This window comes from Klebsiella spallanzanii (genome assembly GCF_902158555.1).
Classification (GTDB): domain Bacteria; phylum Pseudomonadota; class Gammaproteobacteria; order Enterobacterales; family Enterobacteriaceae; genus Klebsiella; species Klebsiella spallanzanii.
Genome location: NZ_CABGGS010000002.1, coordinates 37,487 through 61,644, shown reverse-complemented (window position 1 = coordinate 61,644; position 24,158 = coordinate 37,487). Strand labels below are relative to the sequence as shown.

20 protein-coding genes and 1 tRNA gene are annotated in these 24,158 nt (G+C 43.1%); 8 read left to right on the top strand and 13 right to left on the bottom strand.

Translation table 11 applies throughout. The features are described 5' to 3' along the window. Positions 1-37: 37 nt before the first annotated feature. On the bottom strand, positions 38-616 hold the full coding sequence (locus FN082_RS03815; protein WP_110276630.1) for a class I SAM-dependent methyltransferase: 579 nt from the start codon (positions 614-616) through the stop codon (positions 38-40). After that, the gene (locus tag FN082_RS03810; protein WP_142981181.1) at positions 616-1,629 is read right to left on the bottom strand and encodes an HNH endonuclease domain-containing protein; all 1,014 of its coding nucleotides are present in this window, start codon (positions 1,627-1,629) and stop codon (positions 616-618) included. The genes FN082_RS03815 and FN082_RS03810 overlap by 1 nt, the downstream gene beginning before the upstream one ends. Before the next feature lie 307 nt (positions 1,630-1,936). Here FN082_RS03810 and FN082_RS03805 point away from each other — a divergent pair. The 5 genes from FN082_RS03805 (at position 1,937) to FN082_RS03780 (ending at position 5,699) form a co-directional block, all read left to right on the top strand. Then, positions 1,937-2,021: transfer RNA gene (locus FN082_RS03805), tRNA-Leu, on the top strand. A 200-nt stretch (positions 2,022-2,221) separates the two neighbouring features. Next, positions 2,222-3,493, top strand: coding sequence for a tyrosine-type recombinase/integrase (locus FN082_RS03800; protein WP_142981180.1), 1,272 nt, complete (start codon positions 2,222-2,224; stop codon positions 3,491-3,493). A gap of 884 nt (positions 3,494-4,377) precedes the next feature. Continuing rightward, positions 4,378-4,803 (top strand): hypothetical protein, encoded by a 426-nt coding sequence (locus tag FN082_RS03790; protein ID WP_047935094.1) that lies wholly within the window; start codon positions 4,378-4,380, stop codon positions 4,801-4,803. Positions 4,804-4,820: 17 nt separating this feature from the next. After that, on the top strand, positions 4,821-5,195 hold the full coding sequence (locus FN082_RS03785) for a hypothetical protein (RefSeq protein WP_142981179.1): 375 nt from the start codon (positions 4,821-4,823) through the stop codon (positions 5,193-5,195). Positions 5,196-5,222: 27 nt separating this feature from the next. Next, positions 5,223-5,699, top strand: coding sequence for a DUF4234 domain-containing protein (locus FN082_RS03780; protein ID WP_142981178.1), 477 nt, complete (start codon positions 5,223-5,225; stop codon positions 5,697-5,699). A 193-nt stretch (positions 5,700-5,892) separates the two neighbouring features. Here the strand turns inward: FN082_RS03780 and FN082_RS03775 are convergent, their stop codons facing one another. From FN082_RS03775 to FN082_RS03745, 7 genes are all read right to left on the bottom strand, one after another. Next, on the bottom strand, positions 5,893-7,329 hold the full coding sequence (locus FN082_RS03775; protein ID WP_142981177.1) for a 5-methylcytosine restriction system specificity protein McrC: 1,437 nt from the start codon (positions 7,327-7,329) through the stop codon (positions 5,893-5,895). Positions 7,330-7,332: 3 nt separating this feature from the next. Next, positions 7,333-8,973 (bottom strand): McrB family protein, encoded by a 1,641-nt coding sequence (locus FN082_RS03770; RefSeq protein ID WP_047935091.1) that lies wholly within the window; start codon positions 8,971-8,973, stop codon positions 7,333-7,335. A gap of 204 nt (positions 8,974-9,177) precedes the next feature. Next, entirely contained in the window at positions 9,178-11,829 is a 2,652-nt protein-coding gene (locus tag FN082_RS03765; RefSeq protein ID WP_142981176.1) for a TrlF family AAA-like ATPase, read from the bottom strand. 52 nt (positions 11,830-11,881) lie between these two features. Continuing rightward, positions 11,882-14,797 (bottom strand): type I restriction endonuclease subunit R, encoded by a 2,916-nt coding sequence (locus tag FN082_RS03760; RefSeq protein ID WP_047935089.1) that lies wholly within the window; start codon positions 14,795-14,797, stop codon positions 11,882-11,884. Between the two features lie 59 nt (positions 14,798-14,856). Beyond that, on the bottom strand, positions 14,857-16,056 hold the full coding sequence (locus tag FN082_RS03755) for a restriction endonuclease subunit S (protein WP_142981175.1): 1,200 nt from the start codon (positions 16,054-16,056) through the stop codon (positions 14,857-14,859). Beyond that, positions 16,056-17,663, bottom strand: coding sequence for a type I restriction-modification system subunit M (locus FN082_RS03750; RefSeq protein ID WP_047935087.1), 1,608 nt, complete (start codon positions 17,661-17,663; stop codon positions 16,056-16,058). Before FN082_RS03750 ends, FN082_RS03755 begins: the two co-directional genes overlap by 1 nt. A gap of 41 nt (positions 17,664-17,704) precedes the next feature. After that, positions 17,705-18,172, bottom strand: coding sequence for a restriction endonuclease subunit S domain-containing protein (locus FN082_RS03745; protein ID WP_235892115.1), 468 nt, complete (start codon positions 18,170-18,172; stop codon positions 17,705-17,707). A 406-nt stretch (positions 18,173-18,578) separates the two neighbouring features. Here FN082_RS03745 and FN082_RS03740 point away from each other — a divergent pair, with 406 nt between their 5' ends. Continuing rightward, a complete protein-coding gene (locus FN082_RS03740; RefSeq protein WP_053060060.1) occupies positions 18,579-19,010 on the top strand; it encodes a helix-turn-helix domain-containing protein in 432 nt (143 codons plus the stop codon). Positions 19,011-19,014: 4 nt separating this feature from the next. Further along, positions 19,015-19,308: a hypothetical protein gene (locus FN082_RS03735; protein WP_047935085.1), complete on the top strand. Its 294-nt coding sequence runs from the start codon at positions 19,015-19,017 to the stop codon at positions 19,306-19,308. Between the two features lie 141 nt (positions 19,309-19,449). Here FN082_RS03735 and FN082_RS03730 read toward each other — a convergent pair whose 3' ends face one another. Both FN082_RS03730 and FN082_RS03725 read right to left on the bottom strand, forming a co-directional pair. Beyond that, the gene (locus FN082_RS03730; RefSeq protein ID WP_072060151.1) at positions 19,450-19,950 is read right to left on the bottom strand and encodes a putative zinc ribbon protein; all 501 of its coding nucleotides are present in this window, start codon (positions 19,948-19,950) and stop codon (positions 19,450-19,452) included. A 241-nt stretch (positions 19,951-20,191) separates the two neighbouring features. Continuing rightward, positions 20,192-20,401 carry a helix-turn-helix transcriptional regulator gene (locus FN082_RS03725; protein ID WP_072060150.1) on the bottom strand — a complete coding sequence of 70 codons (210 nt, stop codon included), beginning with the start codon at positions 20,399-20,401 and terminating at the stop codon, positions 20,192-20,194. 125 nt (positions 20,402-20,526) lie between these two features. Here FN082_RS03725 and FN082_RS03720 point away from each other — a divergent pair, with 125 nt between their 5' ends. Then, complete coding sequence (locus FN082_RS03720; protein WP_185932103.1) at positions 20,527-22,215, top strand: YfjI family protein; 1,689 nt, start codon at positions 20,527-20,529, stop codon at positions 22,213-22,215. Between the two features lie 517 nt (positions 22,216-22,732). Here the strand turns inward: FN082_RS03720 and FN082_RS03715 are convergent. Together FN082_RS03715 and FN082_RS03710 are read right to left on the bottom strand one after the other, a co-directional pair. Then, positions 22,733-22,951, bottom strand: coding sequence for a helix-turn-helix transcriptional regulator (locus FN082_RS03715; RefSeq protein ID WP_047935103.1), 219 nt, complete (start codon positions 22,949-22,951; stop codon positions 22,733-22,735). A 159-nt stretch (positions 22,952-23,110) separates the two neighbouring features. Further along, positions 23,111-23,734: an inovirus Gp2 family protein gene (locus tag FN082_RS03710; protein ID WP_047935084.1), complete on the bottom strand. Its 624-nt coding sequence runs from the start codon at positions 23,732-23,734 to the stop codon at positions 23,111-23,113. Between the last annotated feature and the right edge of the window lie 424 nt (positions 23,735-24,158).

The following is a 24,158-nucleotide window of genomic DNA, read 5'->3' as shown; positions in this document are numbered from 1 at the left end:
GATGACCTCTCCGCAAAGGAGAAGTTATCTTGATAATTCAGCTTTTAAGCAACAGCGCGTTGAGCCAGATTTCGTTCCGTTCCGGGCGCTTATCCACTGTCTGCCACATTTTGGCGATACGGATATCCGCCTGCTGTTCGACCAGAGCCGTCAGACCCGCTTCGTCGAGATCGGTAAAACGCCGACCCTCCTTTTCTCGCTCGCCTGAACCGTATTTGAATGAGACGTACCAGATGCCGCCCGGTTTAAGGGCCGCAGCCAGTTTGCGCATCACCCCGTCGAGTTCGTCGGCGGGAACGTGCAACAGCGAAGCGCAGCACCAGATGCCATCATAACGCGCACTTTCCGTGATGCTTTGAAAGGTCGCCTGACGCACGGCCAGCCCGCTAAATTGCGCTGCTCGCTCAACCATTGCTGGTGAAGCATCAAACGCCTCGACCCGATAGCCCATATCCGCAAAGGCTTTTGCATCGCGTCCGGAGCCGCATCCGGCATCCAGGATCAGTCCGTTCGGTTTAATCGCCCCGATAAAAGGCGCGTAAAGAGAGGTCATATCGACAGCCACGGTTGAAGCTACAAAGTTGTCAGCGTTCTGCTGGTAGTAATTGATTGTCATCAGAAAATATCCGTTCCGGCGGCCTGAGGTTCCCATTCATGAAGGAGCGTTATACGAGCAGTGTTCCAGATTTTGGCGAGAAAGTCATCGCGCCGGGCGGTTGTGTTACCGGTCTGACGGATTAAGGTTTCACGTAAGGGGAGGTGGCTGGTAATAAAATATTCGTTTCTGTCGCGCAAGCGACGCAGCAGTTTTACCGACGGTACCCGCATAAACTTGCCCTTTTCACCGCGATTACAGCTTTTACAGGCGAGAACCAGATTCCAGACGCCATTGATATTTGCCACCTCGCTACGCGCCGCCCAGGGGATAAAGTGGTCAACGTCGGCCAGGTTCTCATCCCCAGTTTCAAGACTAATCGGCGCATAGCAGTAAAAGCAGCGCCCCTTCTGATAGCCGTTCAGGCTGTCGCGACAGCTAGAGATAGCGACCCGTCGGGTATTCAGGGTGCTAAATAGCTGCTGTTCGGCGGCATCGTATTCTATGGCGATCAGGTTGCTGGCGATGCTCATGGCCCATGCCTGCTCCACCAGACGCCAGCGTGCGTCAGTTTCGTGGATCAGGTTCTGGTACTGCTGGCGCTCCTTCAGATAATAAAAGTTGTCGGTCAGGCGGATGCCTTTATGCGTTTTGCGCTCGTCGATAAAAAAGCGTTTGGCGATTTCACCCTGATTGACGTTATGAAACTTGTCCAGCACCACGCTAAAGCCGAGCTTTACTGTCGCAGCGGTGAGCTGCTCCTGGTTTATTTCATTACGATTGAAGCTGTTACAGGCACTAAGATACTGGCTTTTTGGCGAGGTGATCTGTTTGGGCGCGTGCCTAAGATGGCGACACAGATGCTGGCTGAACGGCACAGCCAGATCCTCAAGGCGTATCAGATCGCTACCGTCGCGACGGATATCGTACAGCGCATGAGCCAGCGCGAACTTATAGGAGGCGACGTTTTTGCCAAAAAGAATAATGCCGCGCCAGTAGTTCTCCAGCGTCGGTTCGATCTGATAGAAGCGCATTGCGGGTATCCTGTTTGGGAAAGTACAGGCGTTATTACGCGTACTAATAACAGGATCTGATAACAAACTGGCGAAAATGTAAACCGTATTGAGCCGTTTGCAGGATTTTGCGAGCAGACTCGGAGAAAAAGAACGTCGCTGGTGGGAGAGGGAAGGGGACGTAGCTTGTATCGGGAACGTATTGAATGTTAGTCAAAATGCGGCTGGCGCTGTTTTTTTCAACACTTAGCGTGGCAATCACACTCTGCTGCTTGCGCAGCAGCCAGCGACAGGTATAATCCACAACGTTTTCCGCATACCTTTCCGTGCCGGAGTGGCGAAATCGGTAGACGCAGTTGATTCAAAATCAACCGTAGAAATACGTGCCGGTTCGAGTCCGGCCTTCGGCACCAAAAGCATGTAAATGGACCTCAACTGAGGTCTTTTTTTATGTCTGAAATCCGCGCCACACAAGGCTTTCCACGATTCTCTCCTCAACTGAAGTCAACCTAACTCAACCCACATCAACAAGCTTGTGAGTATACTAATGAGTATATTTGCCGATTCGATATTGCTTGTATACTCACGAAATACCAATGGAAGGAGGACCATTATGGCCCTAACGGATACTAAAGTTCGTTCTGCGAAACCTGAGGAGAAAGAGTATTCACTTGTTGACGGTGACGGCATGTTTTTACTTGTAAAACCTAACGGTTCCAAGTATTGGCGATTTCGTTTCCGTTTTGGCGGTAAACAGCATTTGATGGCGTTCGGTGTCTATCCTGAAATTTCACTGGCGGATGCCAGGAAGAAAAGGGAAGAAGCCAGAAAGCTGGTAGCTGCTGGTATCGATCCTCGTGAGCATAAACGTGCTGTGAAAGAAGAGCAGGCGAAAGAGATTATTACTTTCGAGAAGGTTGCCAGAGAGTGGCTTGCGACTAACCAAAAATGGTCGGAAGATCACGCTAATCGAGTAAAAAAGAGCCTGGAGGACAATATCTTCCCGGCAATTGGTACTCGCAATATTGCTGAATTGGGCACTCGTGACTTACTGGCACCCATTAAAGCGGTGGAACTGTCTGGACGTCTTGAGGTGGCTTCTCGTCTCCAACAGCGTACCACGGCCATCATGCGTTATGCAGTGCAAAGCGGGCTGATTGATTACAACCCAGCGCAGGAGATGGCTGGAGCCGTCGCCTCTGGCAATCGACAACATCGCCCGGCGCTGGAATTAAAGCGTATCCCTGAGTTACTTGAGAAAATAGACGGCTATACCGGCAGGCCGCTAACCCGCTGGGCAACTGAGCTCACTCTGCTTATCTTTATTCGCTCCAGTGAGCTGCGTTTTGCTCGCTGGTCAGAGATCGATTTTGAAACGTCAATGTGGACTATCCCGCCTGAGCGAGAGCCTATTCCCGGCGTGAAACATTCCCAGCGAGGATCAAAGATGCGTACACCTCATCTGGTGCCGCTTTCAAAGCAGGCGCTGGCGATTCTGAAGCAGATAAAACAGTTCTGCGGTGAACATGAACTCATTTTTATTGGAGACCACGATCCGCGTAAGCCCATGAGTGAGAACACGGTAAACAGTGCGCTACGGGTGATGGGTTATGACACTAAAGTTGAGGTTTGCGGCCACGGCTTTCGCACAATGGCCTGTAGTTCGTTAATTGAGTCAGGGCTATGGTCGAAGGATGCGGTGGAGCGCCAGATGAGCCATATGGAACGTAACTCGGTACGCGCAGCATATATCCATAAAGCGGAACATCTGGATGAACGCAAGTTGATGCTGCAATGGTGGGCGGAATTTCTGGATTCGAACCGGGAGAAGACTATCAGCCCGTTTGATTTTGCGAAAATTAATAACCCCATGCTGACAAGATGACAGGTGCTACTGCTGGCTCTATTACCCCTTAGATTGAACATGAGTTATTTCATAAAAAGGCATCCGTTCATTAACGTTAGGGTGCCTTTTTGCTTTTAACAACCGTAAATCAGGAGAATAACAAATGACTACGATATGCCCGCAATGTGGTTCTGACCGTGTAAGTGAGCGAAATATTGGCAGGAAGGCAGGAGGTATAGCAGGAGGAGTGGCAGGAGCACTTAGTGGTGCTGGTACGGGGGCAGCAATAGGTTCTGTTGTTCCGGTGGTGGGAACAGCTACAGGGGCTGTCATTGGCGCAATACTGGGAAGATTTGTCGCCGGTGCGACGACTGGAGCGGTAACAGGAGCATCGCTTGATGGCGTCCTGTTCGATCAGTATGAATGTCGTGACTGTGAACATACATTTGACTAATTAGCTTTGGTTTTCCTTCTATCAACTCACCAAAAAACTCAGTAAAAACCCATTCATATTTTCAAATACTTTTTCTTTTTGATCTGCACGACCGATCGGTATTGAGTATTTTAATAGTCAATGACTATCATTTCAATCTTATTGATCGTTTTTAACGATAGGTAAAACAGATCGGTTTATCTATTTCGATCGGTATTAACAATTTTACACCTCATTACCTTCCTGAAAAGATCACATCAACCTGCCTTTAATCAGGTTATTACCGGTGGTGGGTCAGGAAAGGCTATTCAGTGATTAGTCGCAGGTCGCTGGCAAGGAGAGGAGACCGATGGGATATAGATCAAGAGTTGTTTCAGTTGTGGTGAAAAACTCCAAAACAACTGTTATCAGCGGATTAATAAAACCAGGAGGTAAAGACTCCTGTTCAGATTTTTTGAATTTCAGGAGTTTTTATCATTAAAGGAGTTATATGAAAAAATTACTCAGTAGTGCCATTCTGTTAACCGTAGGCATGTTCTCAATGTCTGTTTATGCCAATCCTGATAATTCCTGCGACGGTGAACAAACCATCTTTGATGCTTATACCGCTAAGGGTGGCAAACATGTTGGTGTGTGTTACGTATACGGCAATATTCGTTATGAGTATGGGAAGGATGATAATCCTGAAATTTTAATTAATGTTCCACGTGAAAAGGTTGAGTTCAGTATTTCTGGAAATGGTGATCAAAGTGTCACTATTCCCAATGGTGAGTATCGATATGTGATAGGTGAATATTTACGTGGCGGACCATTTATCCAGGTCTGGAAAGGGAATAAGTTTAATACCGAGATCAAGTTAAATGGCGACACCTTTGCAAATAATATTGAACAATATATTAACAATTATTACCGTTAAAGGTAAGGGATATTATCGTGAAAGTACTATCTTCAGCTCGTAAATGTTTTTTAATTTCAAGTCTTTTATTATCAAGTTTTCAGGTGGTTGCATCAGACTCCCCTATAAAAGTTGATGCAAATGGAGAACAACTCAGAGCGGGCACGGTCTCTTTTCCTGTATGGCGCTATACCATTACCAGTGTTGATAATGAAGTCACAATAAAGTCTCTCGTGCTTAACCGTGGCAACTGCGTTATCTCTACAGCGGACAGAGGCGAAAACGTAAATAAAAGACTTGGATTCGGTCAGTCTTATACATTTACCAGTCCGACTAATAAATCATTTTCTCAGTGCAGACCACTTGAATTAGTCGTCATTACAAATAAAGGCTCATTCACCTTTTCCTGGTGATAACTTACTAAATATGGAGATGGACATATGGAAAACATTAATACGTTAAAAGCTAAAATCGATACAAAGGTAACGAAGTTTGTATTGCTGTCTGTTGTAACTGGCGGCATTTACCCCATGATGTGGTTATATCTGAACCAGCCAAAGTTAACAGAGCACATGAAGAATGAGTTTGTTGCCAGGGATTATCCCCTTTGGCTGGCTATTGTTACTGGATTTGGATGGCTATTGACTGATATAAGTTATTCTGTAAGTGAAAGTGAAACGGTGTTGGATCATATTGCCACACTGCTTTCTGTTGCTTCAACTGTAATGATTATCGTTTGGGCTTTTAAAGCTAAAACAGCTTTACAGGCTTATGCTTTAAATGAATTTAAATTTGAATTGAAGATGAATCCATTCTATACATTTATTTTTAGCATATACTATATTGCTTATTGCATCAACGATATGGAATCAGAGTTACAGAAACACAACATTATTTATAGTAAACAAATTTCCTGATTAAATGATTATAAATAAAAGTGCTCGCCAGTAATGGCGAGTATCCAACCTCTAGTTCTTTTTTTTGGAATTGATTGGGAATATTCTCAAGTGTAGCTAAAGAAAAAATATCATCTTAGGTAATTACAAGTAATTACTTACTCTAAGGTCTATAGCTTTTCCTTTAGTTTTGTTTACAGCTAATTCTGAATTTTTATCTATCCTCATTTTTTAGTACCTTCGTGTTTATGTTCTCAATGAACATATGACATTCTTCGCTCATTTTCTTGTTAAATTCAGGGTCAGAGTTATTAGGGATTTTCAAGAAAAGCAAATGAAAAGGAATATCTTTTCCCTGCTGATGAATCTCATCAGAAATCACCCCATGCGTTTTATCCATATTAAGTGCATTCCACCTGTTTTCAGATATTGGATAAATGAAACCGCATCCTTTTATAAGGCCTCCATTCCCATACTGCCCTATGTAAGTATGTAGTTGAAAAATATCTTCACGTTTAACCCCAAACTGCGGATCAAAGGTTTTATACTTCACATCAAAAACGTACATGCCACCATCATTCTCAAAAACTAGGTCGGGTTCAATTTTGCGCACATAGCTTCCGAAAGCTCCGGTCGGAATTTCATAATTTAGATCGAATTTACTTAGCATCCTTATCCCACTTCGTTTTAGGAGTTTCCGGATGAAATATTCGAAAAGCATCGATATATCAAAAAAGAAAGCACTTGATTCTTGTTGGCATCCAAAATCAGAACCTTCCTGATTGATGATTTTCTTAGATAAATCTATCAGTATGTTATAGTCATTATAAAATGGGTTAGTAAAATATGGAGTTCTCAAGATCTCCTGACGAGACCTTCTCACCCCCTGATTAGCAGTGATGAAAGCATTGTAGATATTCCTCGTATGCTTACAGAATGATTGATGTTCAATCGTCTCATAGGCTTTGATGAACAACGAAGTTGCAGGACTGTAGTAACTATGTTCGCGGTAGGTACATAAATATTTTCCTGAGGTATTATTTCTGAAGTAGTCAATTGTATCGATTGTCCCACGTATCCGTGAATTTCGTTCTTTTTTCGTAATGTAGGTTTTAGGGATACCCAGTCGGTAAGCCTTCTTCAACTTGATGTTCCAAAGATATGCCAGGAGCCACTCATATCCTTCAGTGTTATTTTCGCCACCAATATTTTCCATCTCCAGAAAACCGTCAGCATCGGCTATGATGTACCGAAGGAAGGCATCGCCAAAACGAGAACCAACTTTCAGGGAATATTTGCCACGTTTTACAAATCCAATAAGATTACCTGTGTTTAACGTAAAATTTCTGGAATCAGTACCATTTATAGTAATAAAACCATCATCGGTATTATGTTCATACTCTCGATCGTTGAAGAGGATGAGTGCATTTGCAAGATTGTTACTAAGTTCATTTTCTACATCACGCGAAACTGAATTTAAAAAATGCCAAATGGCAGACTCATCATTTTTAGTGTTAGTCCACTGGCCTTTTGTTTTAGTGTTAAGACTAATTGATTCCCCCAGAGATTTATTAGTAAATATTCCGTTATTTACAAAATAAGACCGGTTATCGACCAGTGTACCATCCTTTATAATATCGAATAGCCACATGGTTTAAATTCCAAATGCTTTTGCAAAAGAATCGACGAGTTCTGATTCGTTGCTGCCACGAAGGTATTCTTGAAGTAAAGGTCGGATACAGTCATCCCAGATACGAGATCTCACTTCTGTAACTGTAAGGCTCCTGGCATACTTCAGATTCATTAAATAGGCATGTCCAATTTGGTAATCAGCCCCCAGTAAAGGCTCCTTCGTAATCTGGGTATTCAGTCGTTCGAGGTTATCTGCCAGAGGAATCCAAGCTTTACAGAACTGGCTAAGATGGTATCTTAAAAGACTCGTATCTGGCGTCACTTCTTCCCAACGAAATCTACGCCTGAGTGCAAAGTCAAAACTTTCAATACTACGATCAATCGTATTCATCGTACCTATCAGGTAGATGTTTGTTGGAATAAAAAATTGGTAACCTTGTACGGTATGTAGCATGCCTGTTTGTTGGTTATTTAGATTAGTATATTGGGTTTTGACGCTTCCTTTAATTCCTCTATACTCCAGGCAATACATAAGCTCACCAAAAACACGTGATAACTCGGCTCGGTTCACTTCATCGATTATAAAAAAGAACGGAGGCACTGCATCTGCTATCAGCTTAGAAGAGTCAGATATTTCGAAGATGTATTGCCAATGATTACCTGATAATTTATTTTGATATGGACGGAGTTCACCGATCGTGATTGATTCCCAATCCCTGTTAAGGTCGAGGCCTTCAATATCAATTTCCCACTTTCCTGCATTCCGGCAAAATTCCTTGAAAACACCATTAATCAACGTCAGCTGAGCTTTACCGTCGTTATCCAGTACTGGGCGCAAACCTTCCATGAAGTCTTCATAACTAAAAGAGGGATGAAATTGAATCAACTCAATCTGACTTGAATGTGTGAGGCTGCTATTTGGCGCAAACTCTTCTTTCCAGATATCAAAAAGAAGCGATGTTTGTTGACGAGCCTGGTATGTCTTTCCCGTTCCAGGAGGCCCGTACTTAACGATCTGCTTTTTCAGACTGAATGGATTAGAGAGATTCTCGTACAGAACCCAGACAAATTGGCTGAGATAAAACTCATCAGTTTCATTATTGCGAAGTTCATCGCTGAACTCATTTTTTATAATTTTCATCAGGAATACGTTTTTTGAAAACCAGTCCTGATCATTCTCTGCTGGGTATGCAGGAATTATCCCTTCGTGTGTAAGCCAGCTAAATACCTGATTGAACTTAGAGGAATCAACAGTTGTGGAAACTTCAAGCGTGCAGGCTGCCGCTACGCGATTAATAAGAACAGGATTATTTGACTTTCCTTGTTCTGACCATGTGCACTCAAACTTTTTCAGTTCCTCTCTGTTGGGATTCAGGATGAATTGTTGTAATATAGCAATGAATTCCTTGTTTTTAATAAAACCGTCAAAATTTTCGTTGCTTAGAACCGACTGACCGCGAGAAGCAATTCCATTACTTCTTTCAAAGAGGAGTTGCTTTAGGAAAATCTCATCACTCGGAGATAATTCCTTTCCTGATTTTATACGTTCGCGAATTATCCCGACCTGCTCATAAAACTCACGATAAGCATCATGCCAACCTTTAAGTTCATGCTTATGGTTTTCAATCAAGTGCTTGTATAAATTTTTTAGTCTGCTTTTCATTGTATCACTTGTATTTACTAGTTTGTTTTAGTGACAACCGAGTCCTGTTACCTGTTACCTTGGATTCGCCAGAACCTAAGCTGTAATGATAACAGCGAAGATTATACAAATTTTCTTCAGCTTCAGAACCCTGTATGCCGTTGATAAAGGTAGCAATAATCTCCAGTAACTCGCTTTTAAGCATGGCTGACTCCCGCTTCTCTGTTATTTAAACCCATATTTTTCCCGGCGTTGATTAAAGGCACTTTGACCACCTTCGAGAATATTCGCCGCCAGGCGTTGGATCTCCGGCAAATCAATAGCCCCCTGTTGCTCAGGAAGAATACGTCCTTTACCCTCTTCAACGCTCAATACACCAATCCACTCAGCATCACCGAAAACCGGTATGTTAGCGTTATGAGTGGCAAATAAAAACTGCCGGGACAGCTTCGCTTTGCGCAGCTCTGTCACTATACGCTCTGCAATAAATGCGTTATCCAAGTTATCTTCTGGCTGATCGAGGATCAGTGGATCTTGATTTTCCAATAACAATAAATGCAAGACAGCTGTACACTGTTGCCCGGTAGATAGTTCATCAATATGACGCCAGAGAACACCGCCACCGTCATGCATTACATTCAGCTCAATTTGCATCGTATCCGGTAGCGATAGTGCTTCCAGTTCCAGAAGCTGTTTTTCACTCAAGCGCAACAATGCCTGCGCGACGGTCGGCGTTATCCCCCACCCACCATTATGCAAGGCTAATTCACCACACCGGATACTCTCAACCAGATTCTCCGGTGTAAAATCATGCTCCATCACCCAAGCAAGCCGCCGTGGACCAACCCCTTCCAGATTACATTGCTCCAGAAAATGCAACAGAGGTTGACGATCGCCTTCTGGCTGCAAATTGAGCCGCACTTTTTCATCTAGTTTTCTGTTCAGGCGTTTGACTGATTTCGCCAACGCAGCGGAACGTTGAGAACGCGCCTGGATAAGCTCCAGAAGTAATCTTTTTCGCTGTAGGTATAGCTCATCAAGTTGTTTTTGCCTATTCTCCAGAGCCGTTGCTTTAGGACGAATAGAAGCAATCTGGCGTAACAACGTTTGATAATCTGCACCAATCTGTCGCCCGCTTTTTCCCTGGCTGGCCGGGATATCTTTAAAAGCCTTTTCAAGTTGAGCTTCTTCTGCACCGATTAGACCTGATAACTCGCTTTGTAAAGGAGCAAGCTCTGCTGATGAACGCTGAACAACCTCATCCAGTTGCTGGACTAATATCGCCGTCTGCTCCTGCACCCGCTGGAGTACATCACGCTGTTGGATAAGAAGAGACTGATGCGGCAGAACATTGATCACCGCATCGCTGAGATAAGCTAGATCGGGGAGGCTATCTTTTAATGTTAGAAGAGCATCCTGTACTCTGGACAATTCTTCCTGATGGCGTGAACTAAGCTGCTTTTCTTTTTCCAGCAAGGGAACGATTTTGAGTTTTTCATCCAGACCAAGTTGTTTAAATTGTTCTGCCTGCTCCAGTAATTTCGGCAGCCGTGCAACTTCAAGTTCTGCCTCCGCCTTTTGCTCCAGAGCATTAAGGATAGTCAGGCGACTATCTCCGAGGCGAGTCAACGCTTTGTTGATAATCACATCGAACTGGTTATGGTCACCTTCAAGAAACCGCTCCACTAAATGATTGCGACTCTGCGCATCACGAGTCATTTCGTAAATTTCGTTCTGCCCGTATAACTCCAGCCCAGGAAGTAAATCATCCGGAGAATAAGGCGAAACATTACCTTCATTGTCCGTTACGATGGGTTGCCCACCAAATTTGCGGCTAATGGTAAATGCACGCCCCTGCATTGCAGCAGAGCGGACCTTCAGTTGGACCAGAGCACCATTTCCCAGGTTGCTCTTAATAATTGCGCTATGCTGCTTTTGTGCTGAATCACCAAAAGGCTGTTTACCCAGGGCGAAACGAATAGCCTCCAGCAAAGTCGATTTACCTGTTCCGCGACCACCAATAACAGCATTAAGATGGTCGGAAAAAGTAATATCGGTCTCATCCAGATACCCACCAATAAAACGGATATTTTCAATTGCCGAAGCATAGCTATGCGGCTTATCTGCATTCAGGCGTACCCGTGATTCAGGATCTAAAAATGCCTGTTTAAATGAGCAAAAACATGGCCTGGTCATTTTTATCAGGCAAGATGCTCCTGCTGTTTTAATTTCTTCAGGCTGAGCAACATCTGCTGCGTTGATAATAGCAATAGGCCGCTCACGACGATAATCAGGGAGTTTGTTCAGGATGGCTTTCCGGTAAAAATCATCCTCAACCCCTTTTAAGTCATCAACCGTTCCAGGAATCTGCGCCGCCAACAATGCTTTTTCTTTCCATACATGGTTCATACGGCATTTCAGTACACCATTATCATGAGTGCTATGCGCAGCAAAAATAAATCCGTCCAGATCATCTACTTTTTCAATGATCTGCACAGCACTGAGCTTTGATGGTGAAATACAGTCATCGGGGTCTTCATACCCCAAATTACTCAAATAACGTTCCAGCTCTTGCACTGTCCGATTTTCATCAAACAAACAAACAAAATGAATTTTCTCGCTGGAGCAAATCTCAAAACCAGGAAAAACAACAATACCATGTTCATTAAAGAGCTGACGAAGTCTGTCCACCGCATCCACAGCACCATGATCAGCAATACCAACAACCTGAACCCCAGCTTCAAGACATGTCTCCAGCAGTTGCTGGTTGTAGACCTCTTCGCTGAGTGATTCTTTGCCGCGATATTTGTTATAGCCCGCAGGGTTTACCTGCAAAGCGCACTTAAAAAACTCAGCTTTAGTCCATTTCACAGACATCGTCAGGCTCCTTATCTATCTGGTTGTTCACTACTCATAGTAAATAGTACGCTTAAAAACCCTGCATGCCGTTGATAAAGGTATCGATCACGCTGCAAACCTTATCATAGATACGTTTAAGCACCGTCTTCCTTTCAAGGATCCTGGGCGTCCATGTGAGGGCCCTGGCTACCTCGTCCTCGCGTGGGGTCACATCTGTAAACAGGTAGTTATCCAGCAATGCGGCAACTTTACTTTCATCCAGATTTTCTTCAGCACATAGCGTTGCAACAGCTTTACGTTTTTCACGTTCAACGTAGGTTTCAAAGGTTTGGGTGATATCTTCATCATGCGAAACATGCAGCAGGTTTTCTTCGATGAAGTTATCAATCAGTTCGCGTTTGCTGCGCAGCGTGACGTCACTGTCAACGATATCCATGACCTTCTTCTTCTGCTCCTGCTGCGCTTCTGGTGGCATAGCCTGGATGCCAGCCAGTAGCCTCAGGATATAGCCGACATTAATTTCATCCCGATGAATCAGTGACACTTCAAAATCGACCTCATCCAGAATCGAGACTTTATCTTTGCCAGTGCGTTTTTTCACCTTGTCATAAATATCGAGATATTTACTGGTGTAATCGGCAAGAGTCTGATCCGATAAAGGCTTACTCACTTCATCAAAATCAGCAAAGCTCTCCAGGATATTCTTCAGTCGCATCATGTCACGGAAAGCCGTCACAAAAGCAAGCTGAGCTTTTTCATCAGGGAGGCTGTCCACGCTTTCCACTGTAGGTGTCAGGGTCAACAGGGTATCTACAGCAGCCTGATAGTCGCTCAGGTACTCCTCAAAAGGCTTAACCAGCACGACTGAAGATGCGTCTTTGTTCGAGAATAACGCTATGGCATCATCAGTGGCTTTCTTGAGGTTGCGGAAGCAGACAATGTTACCGTGGCTTTTCTTCTCATTAAGAATACGATTGGTACGGGAGAATGCCTGTATCAGTCCGTGGTAACGCAGGTTTTTATCAACGTAAAGCGTATTGAGAGCCGGGCTGTCAAATCCCGTGAGGAACATATTGACCACCAGCAGGATATCAATCCCTTTTTCTTTGGTTCGTTGTGCAATGTTCTTGTAATAATTGTAAAAGCTTTGCGAATCATTAGCTGAATAGCTGGTGCCATACAGCGTATTATAATCTCTGATGAAGCTGTCCAGATGATCCCTGCTGGAGATATCGATTTTCCCGCCCTGAGGAAGGCTGATATCTTCTTCATCCAGTAAGCCGTTAACCGCTTCCTTATCGCTTTTGTCCGCTTCGTTGGCGGCATAAGTAAAGATTGTTGCGATACGCAGCGGCTTGTAATCCGGATCGGCCTGCTGAAGCTTTGTTTGTTTATCTTTAAAGAGGTTGTAGTACTTAATCAGCATGTCCACCGATCCCACGCAGAACATTGCGGTAAATTCGCGGTTTCGGGTCTTGGCGTTGTGGTGAGCCAGAATATAGTCTGTTATCTTGCCCAGCCGGATCTCGCTTTCCATGACTTCTTTGGTGTCGATATCCTCAACATTGATATCGATCTCATTGCTGGTCTCTTTGCGGCGATAGGTCCCCACATACTCCACGGCAAAACGTAAGACGTTCTCATCACGAATAGCATCGACAATGACATACTTGTGCAGGCATTTTTCAAACAACGTCTCAGTGGTCTGTTTGATACCATTAGTAATATTGACGTTGTCGGCAAAAATTGGCGTCCCGGTAAAGCCAAACAGTTGCGCATTTTCAAAGAAACTTACGATAGCCTTGTGAGTGTCACCGAACTGGCTGCGGTGGCATTCGTCGAAGATAAAGACAATCCGCTCTTTTCGCAGGTGCTCCAGCTGTGCCTTATATCCTTCATGGGTAATGGCATTGTTCAGTTTCTGAATGGTGGTCAGTATCAGTTTACTGTTGTTAGCCTTAAGTTGCTTAATTAGCGTACTGGTATTGTTAGTGGTATCTACGCTGTCTTTAGCGAAGCTGTTGAACTCTTTGGCTGTCTGATAATCCAGATCGCGACGATCGACGACGAAAATAACCCGATCAACTTCGGGCATCGACATGATCACCTGGCTTGCCTTAAAGCTGGTCAACGTTTTACCGCTACCTGTGGTATGCCAGATATAGCCATTACGGGGCTTGCCCTGTAGATGGAGACTGTCCTTAACGTGGCGGATCATCGCTTCACAAGCGTAGTATTGATAGGGTCGCATGACCATCAGGCACTTACGGGTTTCGTTCAGCACCGTGTAGTGAGTGATCATTTTTGCAATGTGACAAACTTTCAGGAAGGCTTCGGTAAACTTCTCCAGCGACTTAATGGGTTCATTTTTCTCGTCTGTCCAGAAAAAGGTCTGCTCGAAATGGTTCGCACGATTATTGGCGTAATATTTGGTATCAACGCCATTACTGATAATAAACAGCTGAACATACTGGAACAGACCACTACCAACCCAGAATGCATCCCGGTGGTAGCGGTCAATCTGATTAAAGGCTTCTTTCAGGCCCAGTCCACGGCGCTTAAGCTCAATCTGTACCAGTGGCAGGCCATTAATCAACAGCGTAACGTCAAAGCGCGTTTTGCGTGTGTTTTGCTCAGCGTTGAACTGCTTAACCTGACGGGTGACCTGAAACTCGTTCTGGCACCATTCATCTTTATTGATAAAGCTCAGCCATTTCTCCGTACCGTCATCACGCAGTAACTGGTAGCGATCGCGCAGAATTCTGGCGCGATCGATCACTTCATTACCTTTGGTCAGATGCAGAAAAATACGGTTAAATTCACTGTCAGTGAGTGGGGCGGCCTCCAGCTGATTGTGAATTTCAATCTGCTTGCGCAGGTTGGCTTTCATACTGGTTTCGTCGGTGACATTGACCAGTTCGTAATGCATACCCACCAGCTGGTTAACCAGCTGAGTTTCTAACTCGTATTCGCTTTGCGTTGCCATCGGTATGTAGTGCCTTTAGTTATTATGCTGGCCCGGAGTTAGGCCGGGCCGGATAGTTTCTATACGAACATTTGCTGGAGCATGCCCTGCTTCCAGATTTTTAACTTATCCAGTTCTGCTTTTTTGCTAGTGATCTTGTCGTCAACGGCAGAGAGAAATCTAGCAATTTTAGTTTGTTCTGACAATGAAGGTACTAATATTTCCGTAGATTGAAAGTTTGACTTACTAATTTCTGGGAATGTAGAACCTCCAGCACGACGAATGAAAGTATTTTTAAGTGAACATAATAAATAATAAACAAAGTAGTTACTGTTGTTTTTGTTAACACAAATATTTTGAAAACCTTGGTTTGTTGAACACTGGTATTGAGCGATCGCAACATCTCCAATTGTCGCTCTTGAGGTAAACAATACTGTACCTGCTGGAATTAGCTTTGCAGAGGATGTTGCCAAACCTTCAGGTGTAATTGTTCTATAGCTTGCAGAGACAAACTTTTCTTTTATTTCAGAAGGAGTGAACCAAGGTATTTCACCATTCCAATATAAAAGTGAGTTAGTGTCTGGGGTTCCACCACCAACAATTTCCCCAAGGTCATTAATAGTTTTACATGTCCACTCTGGGAACACTTTTCCATTATCATCTTTGAATCGCAACGCCTGACTAAAAATCTTTTGCATCATACTTTTTTTATACTGACACAGCAGCTTATACTGTTTGTTCATTAACGCTATTCTTTCATCAATAGATGACAGGAAATTTGCAATTTTATTTTGTTCTTCTGAGGAGGGTATTGCGAAATCAAACTCTTTATACTCTTCAGCATTTATGCCAGGCTGCCCGGATCTCATTGAATAAATTTTAACCCACTTACGATATTTCCTAGTAAGTGTTTGGTTATAAACGAAGCATGGATTTGCTTTGTTTATTGATAACCTGATAAGAAATCCGGCGAAATATAATTTGCCATCATTTTTTTTATATAAATATGATTTCCCTACACTAGCTCCCGTTCTGGCGAAAACAATGTCACCATCTCTGAGAAGATATTTATTGTCAAGCGTACCAGATGGTGACGTTAAAGGTGAAGGGCTAAACTCCCGACTTTCATCATCTATATCTGTAATTCTAATATATTTATTGCTTCCATCAAATGCTGTTGCAGCACTGTTCATGCCATAAGCAGCATCAGCACAGACCTCCCCTAATGACACTTGTTTCCACGGAGTGTTGAACTCACTAAATCGTAGTTTCGGCACCATTACTTACTCCCCTCCGCCAACGAAAACGGCGCGTCAATCCCCAGTTCCTTACAGAACCCAGCGATGGTCTTATCGATTTCAGCTACCTTGCCTTCCAGCTCGCGAATCTCATGTGCCACGGCGTTGAGATCAATCTCTTCTTCCGCTTCAAAGGTATCGACATAGCGCGGGATATTGAGGTTGTAATCGTTGTTGCGGATCTCTTCCAGCGTCGCAATATGGCTGTACTTCTCCTGAGCTTTCCAGTCGTTGTAAGTATCTGCAATCTTGTCTATATGTACCGGCAGCAGGCGATTCTGAGTTTTCACCTTCTCAAAGTCGTTGCTGGCGTCAATAAACAGAATACCGTCGTTATGTTTGCGGCACTTACGCAGCACCAGCACACAGGTTGGGATACTGGTGCCATAGAAGATATTCGCAGGCAGGCCGATTACTGCGTCAATACAGTTCAGCTGTTCAATCATAAACTTGCGGATGTGTCCTTCTGCCGCACCACGGAACAGAACGCCATGGGGCAGCACTACAGCCATCGTGCCGTCATCTTCCAGGTGATAGAACATATGCTGCACAAATGCCAAATCCGCTTTACTGGATGGAGCCAGTTTGCCGTATTGTGCAAAACGGTCATCGTTCATAAACAGCGGGCTTGCGCTCCACTTGGCGGAGAATGGCGGGTTGGCGACAATCGCATCAAATTTCAGATGCGTATGCTGCGGATGCTCCAGCGTATCTTCCTGCATGATTTCAAAGTCAGCATAGTGAACGCCATGCAGAATCATGTTCATACGTGCAAGGTTGTAGGTGGTGCGGTTCATTTCCTGACCGTAGATTTTACCTACGGAAGAGGCTTCACGTTTTACACGTAGCAACAGAGATCCAGAGCCACAGGTCGGGTCATAAACATTTTTCAGCTTGAGCTTATGTGTGGTAACAATTTTTGCCAGCAACGTAGAAACCGGTTGTGGGGTATAGAACTCGCCCGCTTTTTTACCTGCACCGGATGCGAACTGACCAATCAGATACTCGTAGGCATCGCCCAAAATATCAGAACTGGCTTCACTGAGGTTAAAACTCAGTTTGTCGAGTTCGGTGATAACCTTCCCAATCAACTCATTTTTAGCTTTGGCAGTATTACCCAGTTTGCTGGAGCCTAAATCCAGGTCTTCAAACAGGTTGCTAAAGTCATCAGCGGAGTCGGTGCCCAGGGTGCTCTGCTCAATATTGCGCAGAGTGGTAGCCAGGTCTTCGAGGATAAAACCTTCTCCGGCACCTTTCTGATCCTTCGCTACGCGCTGAGCCATGGTGTGGAACAGGTCAGTTGGGGGCAGGAAGTATCCCAGCGTCTGAATGCTGTCGTCTTTCACCGCATCAATGATGTCCTGATAAGCCGGGTGCTCAGCTGTTAGCTCGTTATACTTAATCCCGTCTTCCTTCAGGATTTTGTTGGCATAGGTGACAAACTTCTCCGAAAGATACTTGTAAAAGATAAAACCAAGGCAATAGTCACGAAATTCATCGGCATTCATCTTGCCACGAAGGGTATCTGCAATATTCCAAAGGCGGCTTTGCAGTTCACTTAAATTCTGTGCTTCAATCTGGGGCGACATACTTCTTCCTGTTGTTCTTGTAAGTCCCGGTTAAGGGATAATTACTGAATCATATCACTGAGCTGGCTCAGGATCTGTTGTTCGTTAAGGGCGGCCAGGCGTTCCTGGTAATGGCGTTTTTCAATGGTTGCCAGATAGAGCCCACCGATTGCCTCCTGCTTATGAAGGGGAGGCAGCGTTGCAGTAAACTGACGTACCTCAGTAAGAGACAAACGCAATACAAATGTTGACCCCTGCGTTGCCAGTGCCTGCTGGCGACGGCTTTCCCTGCTTTCATTGAAGTGCCAGACAAACCACGCCGGAACAACCTTACTGCCGTCAACTTCGACCCTGACATAGTTATTACTGAGCAGGCGACCGGCATGCTCGGGGCTGACGATAGCGGCCTTACCATGGATCAGGCTAATGACCACATCTCCCGTCCGGACTGACAGAACAGCCTGAGTGGGGCGTACAACCTGTTCTTTATCATCGTTAATGGTATTACCCGGTTGCCAGCAGTCACTCATAAACTGCTCGGTCGCGTAAAAACGACATGCTTTAGCCTCATCATTCTGTCTGATGCGACTGACATGGGCTCCGGGAGTAAATGAAGCAACAGTGGAATAGGGTACCGGCTCAATTTTCATTGAATAAACTTAAATTACAATGTGTATGATGAGTGTATAGAACCACACGGTTAAGTCAACTGAATTTAAATTTATTACGTATGAGTCTCGTTTTCAGGCCAGATCGGAGGAGTCATACTGGAGAGTTGCATGCTACTTCTTTAGTGGATTTATTGATATTTTCACGTACTAAATTCCGGTTATTTGCTTGTTTTGATTGGTTTATGCATTTTTTAATTACTTTATTACGTTTTAGTGATATTAGTTCATCTTAAACGGTGAGAATGCGATGAGGTAGTAAATTCGTATGGAGAGCTATCAGAATAAGATGACCTGGGGAGAGCCTCCTCTGCCAAAAGGACCTGAGCACTTTGGTAAGCGCCTGAAAACTGTTATCGGGAAACAGTCTGTCGCCTCTTTTGCCAGGGATTGCGGGGTTTCCGAAGCCTCCATGAGGAAATACCTTAAAACCGATACCGTGCCGGGTATCGACAGTGTGGCTATGATTGCTGCCTGCACGGGGCGTTCTCTGACCTGGCTCATTACTGGTGAAGGCGACCCCTTTACGGACAACGCTAAGCAGAAACGCTTTTCAGAAGAAGAAATTAAAAAGTGGTGGACTCTGATTTTTGACGCTCTGGATATGGAAGATAAATCCAGTGTTATCATGGCTTTTCAGCAAGGCGGCCTGAATGCGGTGTTCAGCCCTGAGATTATGACTGGCAAAAGGAAGGGATAACGGTATGAGTCACAAGAAAGAACACACCGTCATGGTCTACAAGGTGCTCCAGGAGCTTGCCAGGCAGCAGGGCCAGACTGTCGAGGCTGTTCTGGAACAATTATTCTGCCGGGCCAGCATCGTCAATACGGGGCTGCTGAATGAGTCTTTTCGTGAAGCCTTTCAGCAGCATTATCCCGGCAAGCCATTCAACCACGTTACCTGGTGTCCTTTCTGCCAGTGTTTCGACCTTATGCAGCGCTCCGACCCAATGGTACAGGGTGAGGCTTGCTGGACATTCAGTTCTACACAGTTTTGATAACGGATACTCCTTCCCTCTTTTTAATAAATAATCAATTAAAACAATAAATTAATCTCATTCCTGTCGTCAGTGAAATACGCTGTAAACGCTTTTCACGCTCAGGGCAGGGAAACGTAAGGGTTAATCCGGTTAACGCAGTCAGGATGGGGTACAGGCTGTCTGGTGATGATGATTTATGCGGGTGACTGTATGGTCGCTGATTTCTGATGCATTTTCCTTCTGATTATAATTCCAGCACCAGTCGCCATGGCTGATGCTGTATATCCCTGTGTTGCAGGCTTTACAGTGTTTCTCCCCTTCATAATGCGCCTTGCACCATACGCAGAACCAGTACCGCGTTGCTGTCAACGTCTCCAGTTCGTCAATCATCGTGCGTAACCGCAGGATGAAGACACGCCTTTTGATTTCAGTGTTGAGATAACCACAATTTGCCAATAGCGGTTTAGTTGCCTCATCGGGGTTGTGTACAAACCAGGCATTTTCTCCCGAAGTATCGTTGTGGAGTTTCACAGGGCAAGAGCAGGAGGGACAGAACCACTGAGCATCAGAAGTGTTTTTCATCTCTTTCGAAATCACGTAATGACCGTCACTGTCGAGAGCCAGGTACAACTTCAGATTTTGTAACGTGGACTTATGCATAATTATTCACTTTCAGATGCTGGATGATTGTGGTTTATGAGGTATTTGAAATCGCTGTTAATGTTATTCAATACGCCACCTTTTCCGTCGATGTTGTTTAAACGCACTGTAAGGAGTTTTGAGAAGGGACAATGATTAACCATATGAATTTACTTGGTTTATAGTTTGAGGGTTTTACAGGGCTTTACAGGCTGCCTGATGGGTACGATAAGATTTATGGATTGTTATTGTTGGAGTTTAATTACTTCCGTGACTGACTGATACGATGCTGAACCCATGTCTCGACTTCGCTTTGCATCCAGCGGGAACTGCGGCCCAGTTTAATCGGCTTCGGAAATTCACCGTCTTTAATCAGCTTGTAGAACCATTTGTCGGTTAAGCCTGTAAAGTGGGTGATGAGTGTCTGAGCGACCCCATAGATATTGAATGAAAGACAAAGACAGTGTCGCACGCGAAAGGTGTGGTTTTAAACCGTCGTTGATATGTAAACACTTCATTCGGAAGCTCTCGATTTTTTTGCTTATACTGGCGTATCATGGGCTAAAACAGATTAATTAAGAGAAAGGGATGAACTCGGTGTACTCAATCATTAAAGAATTAAGTGATGCTAATAAGAAGAACAATATCAACAGTGATTTTCCATCATACGAGTTTCCACCATTAATGAGAGATCTTATTGAAGTACTGCATGATGACTCACAAATCCCCACAGAGATTATCGGCAATACAGTATTGGCTGCAGCATCAATGGCCTGTCAGCCACTGGTTAACGTCGCGCTTCCTCACAGCATACAGCCTGAAACATGCTGTCTTTATTTACTGACAATAGCTGAGTCTGGCGAAGGTAAAACAACAATTAATAAACAAATCATGGAGCCATTTCATACATTTATGAGTGAGCTCAACAAGGACTATGTGGATCGTGTAGCTGAATATAAGGTGGATCTTGAACTATGGCGTCTCAGGAAGAAAGTACTCGAACGTAATGTAAAGTCTTCTTATGTAAATCCTGATGATGAAGAAAGGGAAAGTGTTGAGGATATGGAAAATGCTTTCATACTACATTTAAGAAATGAGCCACAAAAACCTGAGCGTTTAACTATTCTCTACGAAGACACGACACTGAAAGCTTTTACTGATGGCGTTGCTGTATGTTCCCATGCCGGGATTGTTTCTGATGAAGCTATTATCTTTTTCAGAGGATATGCCAGTAACCAGTTCGGTATATTCAACAAAGGTTGGGAAGAAGGAGAACATGTACAGAAAAGAGCTGACGGAACATTTACATTTATTAAGCCCTGTATCACATTTTCATTGATGGCACAACCAAAGGTTGTAAATCATTACTTTGAAAAAGACGGGGGGCTTGCTAAAGATGTCGGCTTTCTTCCTCGCTTCCTGTTTGCCTCAGCCAAAAGTACTATCGGGAGCCGAACGGATAACATAAATTTTAGTCGTTCACGACAGTGTCTTGAAAATTTTCATGGCAGGATTCGTGTTTTACTTTCTCAGCAAAAAGAATCTATCCTCCGTAATACATATGAAAAGAAAACGTTGATACTATCAGATAGAGCACTGGAAATCCGTAATCAGTTGAAAAATGAAATCGAAGGTAAAATGGTTGAAGGAAAAGAGCTTTATCATATCCGAGACATCGCCTCAAAATCATCAGCGAACGCTGCGAGAATGGCAGCTATATTCCATTATTTCAGTAATGACAGTTCCAGTGAGTTGGGGGCTGATTATATGGCCAGCGCCTGTAACATTATGAGATGGTACCTTGAGCAGGCCCGCAAAATATTTTATACGTTGTCAGAAGATTACCAGTTTGAAAAAGATGCCAAAGAAATCTATGTTTGGGTAAGGAATTTGTTTGCTGATAATAAATTTGTTCCGTTAAAGTTTGAATATTTCAGAAGGAAAGCGCCAAACAGGCTCAGGAACACAAGTAAGCTGAAGGAATTATTTGATCAAATGGTTTCTCAGAACTACATTGTTTATGGTTATAATCGCCCTGCCGGGGCGATGTATGTATTACCACGTATAAATAAAAGTATTGTCTCGCAAAGCGTGAATAATTTTTATGCCAATGAATCAAATGTGGTTCGTGCTCAGCAGGTATTTTTACTAGATACAGGTATTTTTGTTCCAGCAAAGCCAGAGCCAGGTGAAGGTGATTCTCTTTTAAATGCTCCTTTTACTATTTTTCATACATCTAAACATATACAGGGTAAGGAATCCTACATTGATTTTTCAGGATTATAGAATATTATTAAGATGTATTGTACTTGTTGATTTTTTTTGCTTCTCTGACTTTGAGATGTAAAGAAAAATGATGCTCTGAAAAGCTTGTTTGGAGTACATAAAAAATATACTAAGGTAGAGCATCTGGTTGCTACAATTGCTACGGTAGCAATTGTAGCAACTATATCATGGATTTATTTGGAGTTTTTGTCAGAAAAATGCTCAATTAAACACCAGATGAAAACTCATGGATTGGGGTTTTCGTTTACTTGATGATGCGGTGTACAATGCATGAACACACCTAATTTGTTTCAATAATGTTAATTTTATATGCCTTGAGTGAACATTTTGAAATGTGTAAAATATTTCTAAATTTTATTTCTGGTAACATAATTAATATGACGGTATTATTACCCAGCCCTGTGTGGAATTTGTTTGACTATGATTTAAAAGTGACCTTTTGAAGCATATATACTAAGTTATTTATAGATGATTATTAGCTTTTGATTTAATGATATTGACGTAGGGGTATTAAGACTTAATGATTTCTTGATTGATTAATTCTTTCATTAACCCATTTTTCCACTTCACTTTGCATCCATCTTGAGCTACGTCCTAACTTAATAGGCTTTGGGAATTGTCCCTCGCTAATTAGTTTGTAAAACCATTTATCTGTTAATCCTGTAAATTCTGTAATGAATTTCATATCGACCATCTTGTCGTTAAGCAGGCTGGTATTGTTGTTCTGATTGGTCATGGTGTCTGTCCCCATATGGATGCTGAGAGATATGGAGAAGCGTCTATGCTGGTGGTAATAACCGTTGACGCTTTCTTCTCCACACCATCCACACGGCAGTAACGAAATACTGTACAGGGAATAGCTTTCTGACATTCTAATGTTTTATAAAACCATTAATCAGCACTGAGAACAGCCAATGTTCCTCTGGTTGTCCGAAGAGTCTTTGCTGTATTCCTTAGCCAGATAACTCAGTCTATTTATAACGTTCATATAATCCTCCAGATAAGTTGAGGAGTATCTGTTCAGGTGTGCATAGCAATTTTCAGGGAAATGAATGAGTTTGTAATGCTTCTGGTAATTGTCTTCTTTTGGAAGCTTTAATGCCCGTACCCATGCTTCCATAATCATATATGCAAGGTTATGGTGATAGTTACCTTCATGATCTGGTTTATATGAACCCGGGTAAGCGTAAGTATCTTTGTTTAAGAATAACGCCAGATGGTAATGTTTCTTACCGTTCTTATTGAACTCTCTGACCCATACATACCTGATGCGACAATGATGAGTCCTTTTACCTAAGGATATTTTCTTGAGTTGGTCAGCATTCTTCTGAGATTTAAGGGATTCAATAAAGCGAGTAATCAACATTGGGTCTTTTTCATATGGGCTATCATCCGGTAGCCTCAGGTCGATTCTGAGTACCATTGTCCTGAAATGCTCTTTAAGTGATTTATTTAATGTATCTTTGATTCTCTTCATGTAGTTTGTGTTTAATGGACCATTACTGTTTACATTAACCATTGTTTTACCTGTAAGTTATTGAGTATCAATATTATCAATAGGGCAGTAATAATTAATTTTGAGGTAATCATAAAGCTTAGACTGTTATGGTTTTTATTGGGGCTAATTATTTTAATTGATTCTTTAATTATAATGGCTAATGTAAATCATAATGCGATATATTGGTTGTGTGTTAGTTGTAATACCATCATGTGATACATTGGTTTATTATATTAATATGTCTATTGCACTATGCTGTTATGTCTATTATGCTATACCGTCATAGCTATTGTACTATATTGTTATAATACCAACCCGACAAGATGTTATAAGAGAAAATTATAATTGCAATAGAAGGAAAGATATCTCAAAAAAAAGATATTAGATTTATTCTGAGTGATATTAACTCTGAAGTTAGTTATTCAAAATGATAGATCTAAATAGC

Coding starts and splice junctions, on each gene's coding strand:
- FN082_RS03715 (WP_047935103.1), bottom strand. CDS start 22,951: ATGACCAATCAGAACAACAATACCAGCCTGCTTAACGACAAGATGGTC.
- FN082_RS03730 (WP_072060151.1), bottom strand. CDS start 19,950: ATGCATAAGTCCACGTTACAAAATCTGAAGTTGTACCTGGCTCTCGAC.
- FN082_RS03755 (WP_142981175.1), bottom strand. CDS start 16,056: ATGGTGCCGAAACTACGATTTAGTGAGTTCAACACTCCGTGGAAACAA.
- FN082_RS03735 (WP_047935085.1), top strand. CDS start 19,015: ATGAGTCACAAGAAAGAACACACCGTCATGGTCTACAAGGTGCTCCAG.
- FN082_RS03800 (WP_142981180.1), top strand. CDS start 2,222: ATGGCCCTAACGGATACTAAAGTTCGTTCTGCGAAACCTGAGGAGAAA.
- FN082_RS03810 (WP_142981181.1), bottom strand. CDS start 1,629: ATGCGCTTCTATCAGATCGAACCGACGCTGGAGAACTACTGGCGCGGC.
- FN082_RS03760 (WP_047935089.1), bottom strand. CDS start 14,797: ATGGCAACGCAAAGCGAATACGAGTTAGAAACTCAGCTGGTTAACCAG.
- FN082_RS03775 (WP_142981177.1), bottom strand. CDS start 7,329: ATGTGGCTATTCGATATTATAAAGGATGGTACACTGGTCGATAACCGG.
- FN082_RS03765 (WP_142981176.1), bottom strand. CDS start 11,829: ATGTCTGTGAAATGGACTAAAGCTGAGTTTTTTAAGTGCGCTTTGCAG.
- FN082_RS03770 (WP_047935091.1), bottom strand. CDS start 8,973: ATGAAAAGCAGACTAAAAAATTTATACAAGCACTTGATTGAAAACCAT.
- FN082_RS03780 (WP_142981178.1), top strand. CDS start 5,223: ATGGAAAACATTAATACGTTAAAAGCTAAAATCGATACAAAGGTAACG.
- FN082_RS03740 (WP_053060060.1), top strand. CDS start 18,579: ATGGAGAGCTATCAGAATAAGATGACCTGGGGAGAGCCTCCTCTGCCA.
- FN082_RS03745 (WP_235892115.1), bottom strand. CDS start 18,172: ATGAGTGACTGCTGGCAACCGGGTAATACCATTAACGATGATAAAGAA.
- FN082_RS03750 (WP_047935087.1), bottom strand. CDS start 17,663: ATGTCGCCCCAGATTGAAGCACAGAATTTAAGTGAACTGCAAAGCCGC.
- FN082_RS03710 (WP_047935084.1), bottom strand. CDS start 23,734: ATGGTTAATGTAAACAGTAATGGTCCATTAAACACAAACTACATGAAG.
- FN082_RS03815 (WP_110276630.1), bottom strand. CDS start 616: ATGACAATCAATTACTACCAGCAGAACGCTGACAACTTTGTAGCTTCA.
- FN082_RS03790 (WP_047935094.1), top strand. CDS start 4,378: ATGAAAAAATTACTCAGTAGTGCCATTCTGTTAACCGTAGGCATGTTC.